A 13,007-nucleotide genomic window follows, 5' to 3' on the forward strand; every position below is an offset into this window, starting at 1 on the left:
CGACGAACGCTCGGGCCTGCGGCGCCTCCTACACTCGAAGAGGGTGGGCATCTGCGGCACATGTCGTGCACGGATGTGCAGGCGAGGATGCCTGGCCGGATCAGGAGGTCGCGATGGCGACGGCGAGCGAGGACGGCCGTATGCAGGCGATGCTGCGCGCGGCCCAGCTGTACTACCTGCAGGACCAGACGATGGAGGCGATCGCGGCAGATCTCGGGCGGTCGCGGTCGTCGGTGTCGCGGCTGCTCGCCCGCGCTCGCGAGACCGGTGTCGTCGAGATCCGGCTCAACTCGCCGCTCGCGAGCCGGACGACGCTCGAGGGAGAGCTCGGTCAGAGGTACGGCGTCGCCGCGCACGTCGTGCCGGTGAGCGGGCCGATCAGCGACGTCGACCGGCTCGACCGCGTCGCGACGATGGCCGCGCGCCTTCTCATCCGGTTCTTCGACTCGAACATGACGATGGGAGTGGCCTGGGGATCCACGACGAGCGCGATCAGCCGCCACCTCGTGCCCCACGAGACCCACAATTCCGTCATCGTGCAGATGAACGGAGCAGGCAACCTCAAGACGACGGGGATCGAGTACGCAGGAGAGATCCTGCAACGCTTCGCGAGCGCGTTCTCGGCTCAGGTCGAGCACTTCCCGGTGCCCGCGTTCTTCGACGACCCGCTCACGAGGGACGCCCTGTGGCGCGAGCGCGGGACGAGGCGCGTCCTCGGCATCCAGACACGCATGGATGTCGCGCTGTTCGGTCTCGGCTCGCCGTACTCGTCGGTGCCGAGCTACGTGTACATCGGCGGCTACCTCGATGAGAAGGACTATCGGAGCCTGCGCCAGCAGCACGTGGCGGGCGACGTCGCAACGGTGTTCTACCGCAGAGACGGCACGCACCGCGACATCACCCTCAACGCGAGGGCGTCGGGCATGGGCCTCGACCGGCTCCAGCACATCGCTCGGAGGATCGCGGTCGTCTCCGGGCTCGCGAAGCGCGACGCCGTCCTCGGCGCGCTCGCCGCCGGGCTCGTCACCGACCTCGTGCTCGACGAGGACCTTGCGCGTGCACTGCTCGTCGTCGGCCGCCACGGATGACGCGGTGCGCCCGCTCGCCGCGGGAGCGGAGCACGACGACGGCGTTCGCGGCGGCGACCCTGGTCGCCTGCGCGCGCCGGCATCGAGGCGGTCGGATCGATGGCCTGAGTCGCGTGCGGACTCTGCTCACCCCACGCGGATGCGGGTGTGCCGGAGGTCGCGCTCGATACCCTCGACGGCCAGCAGCAGTGGCGCGACGAAGTCGGATCCCTCCTCGCCGACGCGATCCCGGCGGGCGGGCGCGGCGACGTTGACAGCCGCAACCACGGCTCCCGTGCTGTCGTGGACGGGTGCAGCGACCGAGCGGAGACCCTCTTCGAGCTCCTGGTCGACGAGTGACCACCCCTGTGCCCCGATGCGCTCGAACTCGGCCCGCAGCGCGGCGCGATCGGTGATGGTGTACGGCGTGAGCGGAGAGAGACTCGCCGTGCGGAGGAACTCGTCGCGCCGAGCGTCCGGCCCGCACGCGAGCATCGCGCGACCCATCGAGGTTGCGAATGCGGGGAGGCGCGTGCCGACGCCGATCGCGGCCGACATGATGCGCCGGACCGCGACGCGGGCGACGTAGACGATCTCCCCGCCGTCGAGGATCGCGACCGACGACGACTCGCCCGTCTCGTCCGAGAGTCGCTGCAGGTGCGGCTGCGCGACGGCGGGCAGTCCCAGGCCCGAGAGATACGCATAGCCGAGCTCGAGCAGCCGGGGGCGCAGGTGGAACTCGCGGCCGTCTGTCCCGACGTAGCCGAGCTCGACGAGCGTGTGCAGGAAGCGGCGCGCCGAGGCCCGGCTCAGTCCGGTCGCGCGGGAGACGTCGCTGAGGGTCAGGCTCGGCCGGTCGGCGTCGAAGGATCGGATGACGGCGAGCCCGCGATCGAGGGACTGGACGAACTCGCCGCCCCTCGCGTCCTGTGCCGCGTCGGCCACGATGCCCTCCCTCCCTGCGCCGCTTGCGCGGGATCGGTCCCCGACGGCTAAGATCGTACTATACGAACAGGTGTTCGCATGGCGAACAGGAGTCATCGTGATCGACAAGATCTTCCGGGATGCCGCCGCCGCGGTCGCGGACATCGTCGACGGCACCACTGTGCTGATCGGGGGATTCGGCCGGGCCGGGCAGCCCGTCGAGCTCATCGACGCCCTCATCGCGCACGGCGCGCGCGACCTGACGATCGTCAACAACAACGCGGGGAACGGCGACACGGGGCTCGCGGCGCTTCTCGCGACGGGCCGCGTGCGCAAGGTGGTCTGCTCCTTTCCGCGGCAACACGACTCGTGGGTCTTCGACGAGCTGTACCGGTCGGGGCGGATCGAGCTCGAGCTCGTCCCTCAGGGCAATCTCGCGGAGCGCATCCGTGCCGCGGGCGCCGGCATCGGCGCGTTCTATTCGCCCACGGGCGTCGGCACGCTGCTGGCCGAGGGCAAGGAGTCGCGGATCATCGACGGCCGGGAGTACGTCCTCGAGTACCCCATCGCCGCCGACTATGCCCTCATCGGAGCACTGCGGGCGGACCGTTGGGGCAACCTCGTGTACCGCAAGACCGCCCGCAACTTCGGCCCCGTCATGGCCGCCGCCGCCGCGACCACGATCGTGCAAGTCGACGAAGTCGTGCCGCTCGGCGGGCTGGATCCGGAGGCGGTCGTGACGCCCGGGATCTTCGTCGACCGCATCGTCGTCACGGGCCCCCGGCCCTGGCTGCGCGACGGCGCGTTCGTGGGTGGCGTCGACCTCGAGGGCACGCCGCTCGACCCTGCGCCCGCCGCGACGGGGGTCGCCTCGTGAGCACCCGCATCCGGCGCGAGGAACTGGCAGCCCGCATCGCCGCCGACATCCCGGACGGCTCCTATGTCAATCTGGGCATCGGTGCGCCGACGCTCGTCGCGAACCACCTTCCGGCCGATCTCGAGATCGTCCTGCACACCGAGAACGGCCTCCTCGGCATGGGCCCGGCGCCCCACGCGACCGAGGTCGATCCCGACCTCATCAACGCGGGGAAGCAGGCCGTGAGCGAGCTCCCGGGCGCCGCGTACTTCCACCACGCGGACTCGTTCGGCATGATGCGCGGCGGCCACCTCGACGTCTGCGTCCTCGGCGCGTTCCAGGTGTCGGAGCGCGGCGATCTCGCCAACTGGTCGACGGGCGCACCGGGGGCCATCCCCGCGGTCGGAGGCGCGATGGACCTCGCGATCGGAGCGAAGTCCGTCTACGTCATGACCGATCTGCTCACGAGGTCGGGCACCCCCAAACTCGTCCGCGCGTGCACGTACCCCCTCACGGGTGTCCGCTGCGTCACGCGCGTCTATACCGACCACGCCGTCTTCGACATCGCGCCCACGGGCTTCGTCGTGCGCGAGGCGTTCGGCGACAACACCGTCGACTCGCTGTCGGCGCTGACCGGGCTGACCCTGTCGTCGGCAGAGAGAGGATGACCATGACCGCGAGCTTCGTCTACGACGCCGTCCGCACACCCTTCGGACGCGCGGGAGGAGCGCTGTCGGGCATCCGCCCCGACGATCTCGCAGCCGTCGTCATGAGGGCGACCGTCGAGCGGTCCGGGCTCGACCCCGCACTCATCGACGACGTCGTCTTCGGCGACGCGAACCAGGCGGGCGAGGACAATCGCGACGTCGCGCGGTTCGGAGCCCTGCTCGCGGGGTTCCCGACGACCGTGCCCGGCGCGACCGTGAACCGGCTGTGCGGCTCGGCCGTCGAAGCCGTGATCCAGGGATCGCGGGCGATCGAGACGGGGGACTGCGCCATCGTCCTCGCGGGCGGCGTCGAGTCGATGAGCCGCGCACCGTTCGTCGTCGAGAAGTCGTCGAAGCCGTGGCCGGCCGTCGGCAACGCCACGATGTGGAACACGTCGATCGGCTGGCGTATGACGAACCCGCGCCTTCCGAAGGAGTGGACGATCTCCAACGGAGAGTCCGCCGAGAAGCTCGCTGCGCTCTATGGAATCTCGCGCGAACAGCAGGACGCCTTCGCCCTGCGCAGCCACCGCCTCGCCGCCGACGCATGGGCGGCCGGCGTCTACGACGACGAGATCGTCCAGGTGCCGGGGGCCGCCCTGACGAGGGACGAGGGGATCCGCGACGACACGACGGCCGCGGCGCTCGCGAAGCTGCGCACGCTCTTCGCGGCCGACGGCAGCGTGACTGCGGGCAACTCGTCGTCGATCAACGACGGCGCCTCCGCCGTGCTCCTCGGGGCAGAGGGGGCGGTGGATGCCGAGCCGCTCGCCCGCATCGCGGGTCGCGGCGTCTTCGGGAACGACCCCGACGTCTTCGGTGTCGCGCCGGTCGAGGCGGCCAACCGTGCCCTCGCGCGTGCAGGACGCACGTGGGCCGACGTCGACGTCGTCGAGCTCAACGAGGCCTTCGCATCACAGTCGCTCGCGTGCCTCGCGCTCTGGCCCGACCTGGATCCCGAGAAGGTCAACGTCCACGGGGGAGCCATCGCGATCGGGCATCCGCTCGGAGCGTCGGGTGGCCGCATCATCGGCCACGCCGCGCACGAGCTGCGCCGCCGTGGAGGGGGCGTCGCGGTCGCCGCGATCTGCATCGGCGTCGGGCAGGGGCTCGCGGTCGTCCTCGAGCGGTAGCCCGTGCGGCCACCGGGCGCTCGTCCGCGTCCGCGCCCTCAGTACGACGCGCGTCCGGCGTCGAGTTCGCCCAGGTAGCGCGCCGCGAGCTGCTCGGTGCCGCGCGCGAGGAGAGAGACGTCCGCGCCGACGAGCAGGAAGGACGCCCCCGCCTCGGCGTACCGATCGGCGGTCGCCGGGTCGAACGCGTTGACGCCCACGGGCCTGCCCGCGGCGCGAACGGCTTCGAAGGTGCGCAGCACGGCGGCCACGACATCCGGGTGCGTCTGCTGACCGAGAAGACCCATCGACGCGGCGAGATCGCTGGGCCCGACGAAGACGCCGTCGACGCCGTCGACGGCGGCGATCTCGGCTGCCGCCTCGACCGCGTGCGTCGTCTCGATCTGCACGAACACCGAGACGTGCTCGGCCGCGCTCGTGAGGTAGTCGTCGATGCGGTTCCACCTGCCCGAGCGGGCGAGCGCGTTGCCGACGCCGCGTCGTCCGCGCGGCGGGTACTGCGTCGCCGCCACGATCTCGCGCGCCTGGTCGGCCGACGACACCATCGGCACGAGGAGGTTCTGCGCCCCGAGGTCGAGCACCTGCTTGATGACGACGGCGTCGCCCACCGGTACGCGCACGACGGGTGTCGCGGGGTACGCGGCGATCGCCTGCAGCTGCGCGAGCGTCGACTCGAGCCCGTTCGGTGCGTGCTCCATGTCGATGAGGATCCAGTCCAGGCCCGCGCCGGCGCAGATCTCGGCGACGAGCGGGCTGCCCGAGCACGCCCACACGCCGAACAGCGGGCGCGATGCCTCGGCGAGGCGGTCGCGGAAGGTCGGGGTCAGACGAAGCGGCATGAGATGGTCCCCAGGGGTCCGTAGTCGGCCAGGACGGTGTCGCCCGCGGCGACCCACACGGGGCGCGTGAACGACCCCGCGAGCACGATCTCGCCGGCCTCGAGCCCGTCGCCGTGCTGCGCGAGCTTGTTCGCGAGCCATGCGACCCCCGTCGCGGGATGGTTCAGGACCCCGGCGGCGACGCCCGTCTCTTCGATCGTCTCGTTGCGGTAGAGGAGGGCGGAGATCCAGCGCAGGTCGACCGCGTCGGGCGCGACCGGGGTGCCGCCGAGGACCAGCCCGCCGTAGGCGGCGTTGTCGGCGATCGTGTCGACGATCGTGCGGCCCTCGAGCTCGATGTGCGAGTTGAGCAGCTCGAGCGCGGGCGTGACGTACTCCGTCGCGCGAAGGACGTCGAACAGCGTGCAGCGCGGTCCCTCGAGAGGCTGTGCGAGGACGAACGCGAGCTCGACCTCGAGCCGCACGTTCGAGAACAGGCTGACCGGGATCTGCGACCCGTTCTCCCACACGGTGTCGTCGAACATGACACCGTAGTCGGGCTCCGTGATGCCCGTCGCCTGCTGCATCGCCTTCGACGTGAGCCCGATCTTCCGCCCGACGAGCCGGTGGCCCGCCGCGAGCCGGCGCTCGCGCCACACGGCCTGGATCGCGTACGAGTCCTCGACCGTCGCGTCCGGGTGCCGGGCCGTGATCCGCGGGATCACGCCGTGCGTGCGATCTGCCGCGGCGAGCTCGTCCGCGATCTGCGCGATCGTCTCCGCATCCAGCATCCGTCTCTCCTTCGTGGTCAGGCTAGCGTTCGTCGACCTGCAGAACTCCACGGATCCGCAGCCGATCCCGCGGGTTGACCGGTCACGCGCGAGGTCGTGCTCGAGTTCCGTGGAGTTCTGCCGAGCCTCCGGATCACAGCTGGTTGCCCAGCTTGTACTCCGGCATCGACGTCTCACTGGCGCGCGTGTAGGAGAAGCCGTCGGCGCCGATCGTGACCGCCATCTCGGAGGAGTCGGTGCGGGCGACGACAGGCTGCGGGTCGCCGTCGAGGTCGAGGACGAGGGACGCCTCGGTGTACCACGACGGCACGACGGGGTTGCCCCACCAGTCGCGGCGCTGGTTGTCGTGCACGTCCCACGTGACGACGGGGTTGTCGGGGTCTCCGGTGTAGTAGTCCTGCGTGTAGATCTCGACGCGGTGCCCGTCGGGGTCGCGCAGATAGAGATAGAACGCGTTCGAGACGCCGTGGCGGCCGGGGCCGCGCTCGATCGCATCGGACCGGCGGAGCGCTCCGAGCTTGTCGCAGATCGCGAGGATGTTGTGCTTCTCGTGCGTCGAGAACGCGACGTGGTGCATGCGGGGGCCGTCGCCGCCCGTCATCGCCGTGTCGTGCACGGTGGGCTTGCGGCGCATCCAGGCGGCGTAGACGGTGCCTTCGTCGTCCTGGATGTCCTCCGTCACGCGGAAGCCCAGGTCCTGCATGAACGCGACGGCCCGCGGCACGTCGGGCGTCACCTGGTTGAAGTGGTCGAGGCGCACGAGGGCGCCGGGCGTGTACAGGTCGTAGCGCCACGCGAGCCGCTCGACGTGCAGGACGTCGTGGAAGAACTCGTACGGGAAGCCGAGCGGGTCGGTCACGCGCACGGAGTCGCCGATGCCCTTGGTGAAGCCCCCGGGGTTGCGGCGCACGTCGCAGCCGAGCTCGGTGTAGAACGCGACGGCCTGATCGAGGTCCTCGGGTGTGCGCACGCGGTACGAGAACGCGGCGACGGCCGCGACGGGGCCCTGCCTCAGCACGAGGTTGTGGTGGATGAACTCCTCCATCGAGCGCAGGTAGACCGTGTTCTCGTCCTCCTCCGTCACGACGAGGTCGAGCACGTCGACGTAGAACTCGCGCGATGCCGCGAGGTCGGTCACGACGAGCTCCATGTACGCGCAGCGCAGGATGTCGGGCGGCGACGCCTGCGGCGTCGGCACCGGGTTGTCGCTGTGGATTGGGGCCTCCTGGCTCACGAAGAAGCCGGAGGAGGTGCGGGTCATGTCGTCGCGTCGGGTCATGTCAGCGTCCTTGCTGTCGTGGAGAGGGAGTCAGTGGGATGCCGCGGCATCCGTCTTGCCGAAGGTGGGGTTGTGGACCTCGCCGAGCGTGATGTGCACGGCCTGCTGGTCGGTGTAGAAGTCGATCGAGCGGTAGCCGCCCTCGTGCCCCAGGCCCGAGGCCTTCACGCCGCCGAAGGGCGTGCGCAGGTCGCGCACGTTGTTGGAGTTGAGCCACACCATCCCGGCCTCGACGGCCTGCGCGAAGTTGTGCGCGCGCTTCAGGTCGTTCGTCCACACGTAGGCGGCGAGGCCGTACTTCGTGTCGTTCGCGAGCGCCAGTGCCTCCTCGTCGGTGTCGAAGGGGGTGATGGCGACGACGGGTCCGAAGATCTCCTCCTGGAAGATGCGGGCGTCGGGCGCGACATCGGCGAACACGGTCGGCGCGACGAAGTTGCCCGTCTCGAAGCCTTCGGGCCGTCCGCCGCCCGCGACGAGCCGGCCCTCGGTCTTTCCGAGCTCGACGTACGACATGACCTTCTCGTAATGCTCTGGGTGCACGAGCGCCCCGACCTCGGTCGCGGGGTCGTGCGGGTACCCCACCACCACGCGCGCGGCCTGCGCGGCGTACCGCGAGACGAACTCGTCGTACACCTCGCGCTGCACGAGGATGCGTGACCCCGCCGTGCAGCGCTCGCCGTTGAGCGAGAAGACGCCGAAGATCGTCGCGTCGATCGCGGCGTCCAGATCCGCGTCGGCGAAGACGATAGCGGGCGACTTGCCACCGAGCTCCATCGAGAGCCCCTTGAGGTACGGCGCGGCGTTGCCGAAGATCAGCCTGCCCGTCGAGCTCTCGCCGGTGAACGAGATGAGCGGCACGTCGGGATGCTTCACGAGGGCGTCTCCGGCATCCTCGCCCAGTCCGTTGACGAGGTTGAAGACGCCCTTCGGCAGCCCCGCCTCCTCGAAGATCCCGGCCCACAGCGAGGCCGACAGCGGCGTGAACTCGGCCGGCTTGAGCACGACGGTGTTTCCCGTCGCGAGGGCGGGGCCGAGCTTCCACGACTCGAGCATGAAGGGCGTGTTCCACGGCGTGATGAGCCCCGCGACGCCGATCGGCTTGCGGTTGACGTAGTTGATCTGGCGTCCGGGCACCTTGTAGGTGTCGTCGGCCTGCGCGACGATCAGGTCGGCGAAGAACCGGAAGTTCTCGGCCGCGCGGCGGGCCTGCCCGAGCGCCTGCGTGATCGGCAGGCCCGAGTCGAACGACTCGAGCTCTGCGAGCCGCGCGTCGCGCGACTCGACGATGTCGGCGATGCGGTGGAGGATCCGCGACCGCTCGCGGGGGAGCATCCGGGGCCACGGGCCCTCGGCGAACGCCGTGCGGGCCGCCGCGACGGCGCGGTCGATGTCGGCCTTCTTGCCGGCAGCGGCCTGCAGGTAGACCTCGTTCGAGACGGGGTCGAGCACGTCGAACGTGTCGCCGTCCGCCGAGTCGACGAACGCGCCGTCGATGTAGTGCTGGATGCGCGTCGGCAGGTCGGCGGGGATGTGCCGCCCTGCGACAGGCTCAGGGACCAGGGCGATCGTCGCGGTGTCGGTCATGGGTAACCTCCGGTGTCGGATGGGGTCAGAAGGCCGGGAGGCCGAGGGTCTCGTCGGGGTGCTCGTGGATCATGTACGCGTCGAGCGTCGCGGAGCGGTGGCGCCGGGCCGCCTTCTCGATCTCGCCGAGCGGGGCGCCCGTCTCGATGAGCCGCACGATGTTCTCGTGCTCGCGCACGGACTCCTGGGCCCGGCCCGGCACGAAGCTGAAGGTCGAGTCGCGGAGGTGCCCGAGCCGCGCCCACTCGCTCTCGACCAGCTCGAGCATGCGGGGATTGGCGCACTTGCCGAACAGCGTCGCGTGGAACTCCTGGTTGAGGCGGGTGAACGCCCGCGGGTCGAAGTCCTCCAGGATGCGGATCATGCGCTCGTTGACGGCGCGTGCACGACGGAGGTCGTCCGCCGTGAGCCTCCGGGCGGCGAGAGCGGTCGCTGCCCCCTCGAGGATCGAGAGCGCCTGCATGCTGTGGCGGTACTGCGAGTCGTCGACCATCGAGACGCGCGCGCCGACGTTGCGCTCGAACGTCACGAGTCCCTCGGCCTCGAGCTGGCGGATCGCCTCCCGCACGGGCACGACGCTCATGTCGAGGTCGCCCGCGAGAGAGCCGAGCACGAGCCGGTATCCCGGCGTGAACTCCTGGTTCGCGATCCGCTCCTTGATCCACTGGTAGGCGCGCTGCGACTTGCTCTGCGTCTGGAGGTCGGTCATGGTGCGTGCTCCTCGTCGTAGCGGGTCCGCCACGGCGCGCTCAGGGGGAAGAGCCCGTCGACGGGATGCCCCTCCGCGACGCGTGCGGCGATCCAGGCATCCTCCTCCTCCTGCGCGAGGGCCGCGTCGGCGACCTCCTCGGCCAGGGCCGGCGGGATGACGACGACCCCGTCGGCATCGCCGACGACGACGTCGCCGGGCTGCACGGTCGTGCCGCCGCATCCGATCGTCACGTCGAGATCCCACGGCACGTGCCTGCGGCCGAGGACGGCGGGATGCGCGCCGGCCGCGTAGACGGGGATGCCGACGGCCGTCACGGCATCGACGTCGCGGACGCCTCCGTCGGTCACGATGCCGGCCGCGCCTCGCGCGTGCGCTCGGATCGCGAGGATGTCGCCGAGCGTGCCCGATCCCGTCTCGCCGCGGGCCTCGATGACGATGACCTCGCCCTCGCCGACGGCGTCGAACGCGCGCTTCTGCGCGTTGTAGCCGCCGCCGTGCGACGCGAAGAGGTCTTCGCGGTTGGGTACGAATCGCAGCGTGCGGGCCGTGCCGACGAGCTTGGCGTCCGGATGCAGCGGCCGCACGCCGTCGATCGTCACGTTGTCCAGCCCGCGCTTGCGCAGCTGCTGCGACAGACCCGCGACGGGCGTCTTCTCGAGCTTCGCGCGCAGGGCGGGGGAGAGGACGGATGACGCGACAGGCTCTTCGACGGGGAGCCCCGCGGCCTCGCGCGAACCCCACGCCTCCGCGCGCTGCACGTCGTTGACGGCGGGCGTGGATCCGAGGGCGGGGTCGTAGGAAGCCTCGCCCTGCGTCACGGTCGTGGTGAGCCGTCCCGATGTCGCGCCGTTCGCGGACGAGACCTCGACCTCGACGACGTCGCCGGGGACGACCACAGACGAACCCGCGGGCGTGCCGGTGAGGATGACGTCTCCCGGCTCGAGCGTGAAGTGCTGCGACAGGTCGGCGACGAGCTGCGCGAGCGGGAAGATGAGACCCGCGGTCGTGTCGTCCTGCACGAGCTCGCCGTTGACCCACGTCCGCAGGCGCAGGGCGCCGGGCTCGACCGCCCGGGCGTCGATGAGGGCGGGGCCGATGGGCGTGAAGCCGTCGCCGCCCTTCGAACGGACGTTGGATCCCTTGTCGTTCGCGCGCAGGTCGTAGAGGCCGAAGTCGTCGGCGGCCGTGACCCACGCCACGTGGCCCCACGCGTCGGCCAGGCGGACGCGGCGCGCGGCGGTCCCGATGACGAGGGCGATCTCGCCCTCGAACGCGAGCAGCTCTGTGCCGAGCGGGCGCTCGATCGTGCCGCCGGATGCCGCGACCGAGCTCGACGGCTTGAAGAAGTACGACGGCGCGGCGGGTCGGCGGCCGCGCTGGTCGGCGCGCGATCCGTAGCTCAGATGCACCGCGACGATCTTGCCGGGGCGGCCGGGCAGTCCCGAGAAGCGCGGGTCGGCCGGGCCCACGCGTCCGGAGGCTCCGCGCGGCGCGGGAGCGCCGGGGGGAGTGGACGTGGGGACATCCGTCTGCATGTCGGGAGCTCCTTCGCTCTTGCGTCGTATCTGAAATCGTATATGATTGGTCGCCATCGGGCAAGCGGCATCCTCCTCGCGGAGAAGCCGCCTGCTCCAGACAGTGACGTCGACCTGACATAGGAGTCAAGGACATGAGCACACCCCAGTCCGCGGGATACGCAGACGGATTCACTCCCACCGGCACGATCGCGACACAAGCCGACCGCCGACGCGTCGTCTTCGCGACCGTCGTCGGGACGACCGTCGAGTGGTACGACTTCTTCATCTACGCGTCGGCGGCGGGACTCGTCTTCGGACAGCTCTTCTTCGCTCCCGCGGGCGAGGAGTTCGCGCAGATCCTCTCGTTCATCACCGTGGGCATCAGCTTCCTGTTCCGTCCGCTCGGCGCGTTCCTCGCGGGGCACCTCGGCGACAGGTACGGCCGCAGGCTCGTCCTGATGCTCACGCTCATCCTCATGGGAGTCGCGACGACCCTCGTGGGCCTTCTGCCGACGTACGCCGCGATCGGCGTCGCCGCCCCCATCCTCCTCGTGCTCCTGCGCATCCTGCAGGGGATCTCGGCGGGCGGCGAGTGGGGCGGAGCCGTCCTCATGGCCGTCGAGCACGCGCCGAAGGCCAAGCGCGGCCTGTTCGGCGCGTCGCCGCAGATCGGCGTGCCGCTGGGCCTTCTGCTCGCGTCGGGCGTCATGGCGCTCATGGCCGCGATCGCCCCCGGCGAGGCGTTCCTCACGTGGGGCTGGCGCGTGCCGTTCCTGCTGAGCGTCGTGCTCATCGTCGTCGGCTACTACATCCGCCGCCGCGTCGAGGAGAGCCCCGTCTTCATCGAGCTCGCGGAGCGCAAGGAGCAGACCCGGATGCCGATCGTCCAGCTGTTCAAGAAGCACACCCTCCTCGTGCTCGTCGCGGCCTTCGTCTTCGTCGGCAACAACGCGGTCGGCTACATGACGACGGGCGGCTACATCCAGCGGTACGCGACCGACCCCCAGGGTCCCCTCGGCCTCGACACGGCTCAGGTGCTGTGGGCCGTGACCGTCTCGGCCGTCTCGTGGCTGCTGTTCACGTGGATCGGCGGCTGGGTCTCCGACCGGATCGGCCGACGCACGACGTACATCATCGGGTGGGTCATCCTCCTCGCTGCGGTCTTCGCCGTGTTCCCCCTCGTCAACACGGGCAGCATCGTGCTGCTGGCGCTCGGACTCGTCCTGCTCACGATCGGCCTCGGTCTGACCTACGGGCCCCAGGCCGCGCTCTACACGGAGCTGTTCCCCGCCTCGATCCGGTTCTCGGGCGTCTCGATCTCGTACGCGCTCGGCGCGATCCTCGGCGGCGCGTTCGCCCCCACGATCGCGCAGTGGCTCGTGCAGGCGACGGGTTCGACGACGGCCGTCTCGTGGTACCTCGCGGGAACCGTCGTGCTGGCCCTCATCGCGACCCTTCTGCTGCGCGATCGCAGCGGCATCCCGCTCGGTCCCGACCACGAGGCCGAGCAGGCGATCAGCCCGATCCGCGGACTGGCGAAGGTCTGAGCGTCACGCACGGGCGGGTGGTTCCGGATGCCGGAGCCGCCCGTTCGTGCATGGGGATGGGTCAGGGCCGCA

Annotated in this window: 12 protein-coding genes; 5 read left to right on the forward strand and 7 right to left on the reverse strand. The window is 70.6% G+C overall.

Features of this window, described 5'->3' with window-relative positions:
• Positions 1-113 precede the first annotated feature (113 nt).
• Positions 114-1,088, forward strand: coding sequence for a sugar-binding transcriptional regulator (locus FHS08_RS09070; protein WP_167038210.1), 975 nt, complete (start codon positions 114-116; stop codon positions 1,086-1,088).
• Positions 1,089-1,214: 126 nt separating this feature from the next.
• Here FHS08_RS09070 and FHS08_RS09075 read toward each other — a convergent pair whose 3' ends face one another.
• Positions 1,215-2,012, reverse strand: a complete 798-nt coding sequence (locus tag FHS08_RS09075) for an IclR family transcriptional regulator domain-containing protein (protein ID WP_341800372.1) — start codon at positions 2,010-2,012, stop codon at positions 1,215-1,217.
• Positions 2,013-2,109: 97 nt separating this feature from the next.
• Here FHS08_RS09075 and FHS08_RS09080 point away from each other — a divergent pair, with 97 nt between their 5' ends.
• The 3 genes from FHS08_RS09080 to FHS08_RS09090 are packed head-to-tail and all read left to right on the forward strand — an operon-like array spanning position 2,110 to position 4,687.
• The gene (locus tag FHS08_RS09080; protein WP_170283251.1) at positions 2,110-2,868 is read left to right on the forward strand and encodes a 3-oxoacid CoA-transferase subunit A; all 759 of its coding nucleotides are present in this window, start codon (positions 2,110-2,112) and stop codon (positions 2,866-2,868) included.
• Positions 2,865-3,515, forward strand: coding sequence for a 3-oxoacid CoA-transferase subunit B (locus tag FHS08_RS09085; RefSeq protein ID WP_167038216.1), 651 nt, complete (start codon positions 2,865-2,867; stop codon positions 3,513-3,515). The genes FHS08_RS09080 and FHS08_RS09085 overlap by 4 nt, the downstream gene beginning before the upstream one ends.
• Before the next feature lie 2 nt (positions 3,516-3,517).
• Positions 3,518-4,687 (forward strand): thiolase family protein, encoded by a 1,170-nt coding sequence (locus FHS08_RS09090; RefSeq protein ID WP_167038218.1) that lies wholly within the window; start codon positions 3,518-3,520, stop codon positions 4,685-4,687.
• 38 nt (positions 4,688-4,725) lie between these two features.
• Here FHS08_RS09090 and FHS08_RS09095 read toward each other — a convergent pair whose 3' ends face one another.
• The 6 genes from FHS08_RS09095 to FHS08_RS09120 form a co-directional block, all read right to left on the reverse strand.
• Positions 4,726-5,526, reverse strand: coding sequence for an HpcH/HpaI aldolase family protein (locus FHS08_RS09095; protein ID WP_167038220.1), 801 nt, complete (start codon positions 5,524-5,526; stop codon positions 4,726-4,728).
• Positions 5,511-6,296 (reverse strand): 2-oxo-hept-4-ene-1,7-dioate hydratase, encoded by a 786-nt coding sequence (gene hpaH, locus FHS08_RS09100; protein WP_167038222.1) that lies wholly within the window; start codon positions 6,294-6,296, stop codon positions 5,511-5,513. The genes FHS08_RS09095 and hpaH overlap by 16 nt, the downstream gene beginning before the upstream one ends.
• 133 nt (positions 6,297-6,429) lie before the next feature.
• Positions 6,430-7,575 (reverse strand): 3,4-dihydroxyphenylacetate 2,3-dioxygenase, encoded by a 1,146-nt coding sequence (gene hpaD, locus FHS08_RS09105; protein WP_167038224.1) that lies wholly within the window; start codon positions 7,573-7,575, stop codon positions 6,430-6,432.
• A gap of 30 nt (positions 7,576-7,605) precedes the next feature.
• Positions 7,606-9,159 (reverse strand): 5-carboxymethyl-2-hydroxymuconate semialdehyde dehydrogenase, encoded by a 1,554-nt coding sequence (gene hpaE / locus FHS08_RS09110; RefSeq protein WP_167038226.1) that lies wholly within the window; start codon positions 9,157-9,159, stop codon positions 7,606-7,608.
• A 25-nt stretch (positions 9,160-9,184) separates the two neighbouring features.
• Positions 9,185-9,868, reverse strand: a complete 684-nt coding sequence (locus FHS08_RS09115; RefSeq protein ID WP_167038228.1) for a GntR family transcriptional regulator — start codon at positions 9,866-9,868, stop codon at positions 9,185-9,187.
• A complete protein-coding gene (locus FHS08_RS09120) occupies positions 9,865-11,406 on the reverse strand; it encodes a fumarylacetoacetate hydrolase family protein (RefSeq protein WP_167038230.1) in 1,542 nt (513 codons plus the stop codon). The genes FHS08_RS09115 and FHS08_RS09120 overlap by 4 nt, the downstream gene beginning before the upstream one ends.
• Positions 11,407-11,540: 134 nt before the next feature.
• On the opposite strand from FHS08_RS09120, the gene FHS08_RS09125 reads away from it, so the two are divergent.
• Complete coding sequence (locus FHS08_RS09125; protein ID WP_167038232.1) at positions 11,541-12,935, forward strand: MFS transporter; 1,395 nt, start codon at positions 11,541-11,543, stop codon at positions 12,933-12,935.
• Positions 12,936-13,007: the final 72 nt, after the last annotated feature.

Source organism: Microbacterium ulmi (assembly GCF_011759705.1).
Classification (GTDB): Bacteria; Actinomycetota; Actinomycetes; order Actinomycetales; family Microbacteriaceae; genus Microbacterium; species Microbacterium ulmi.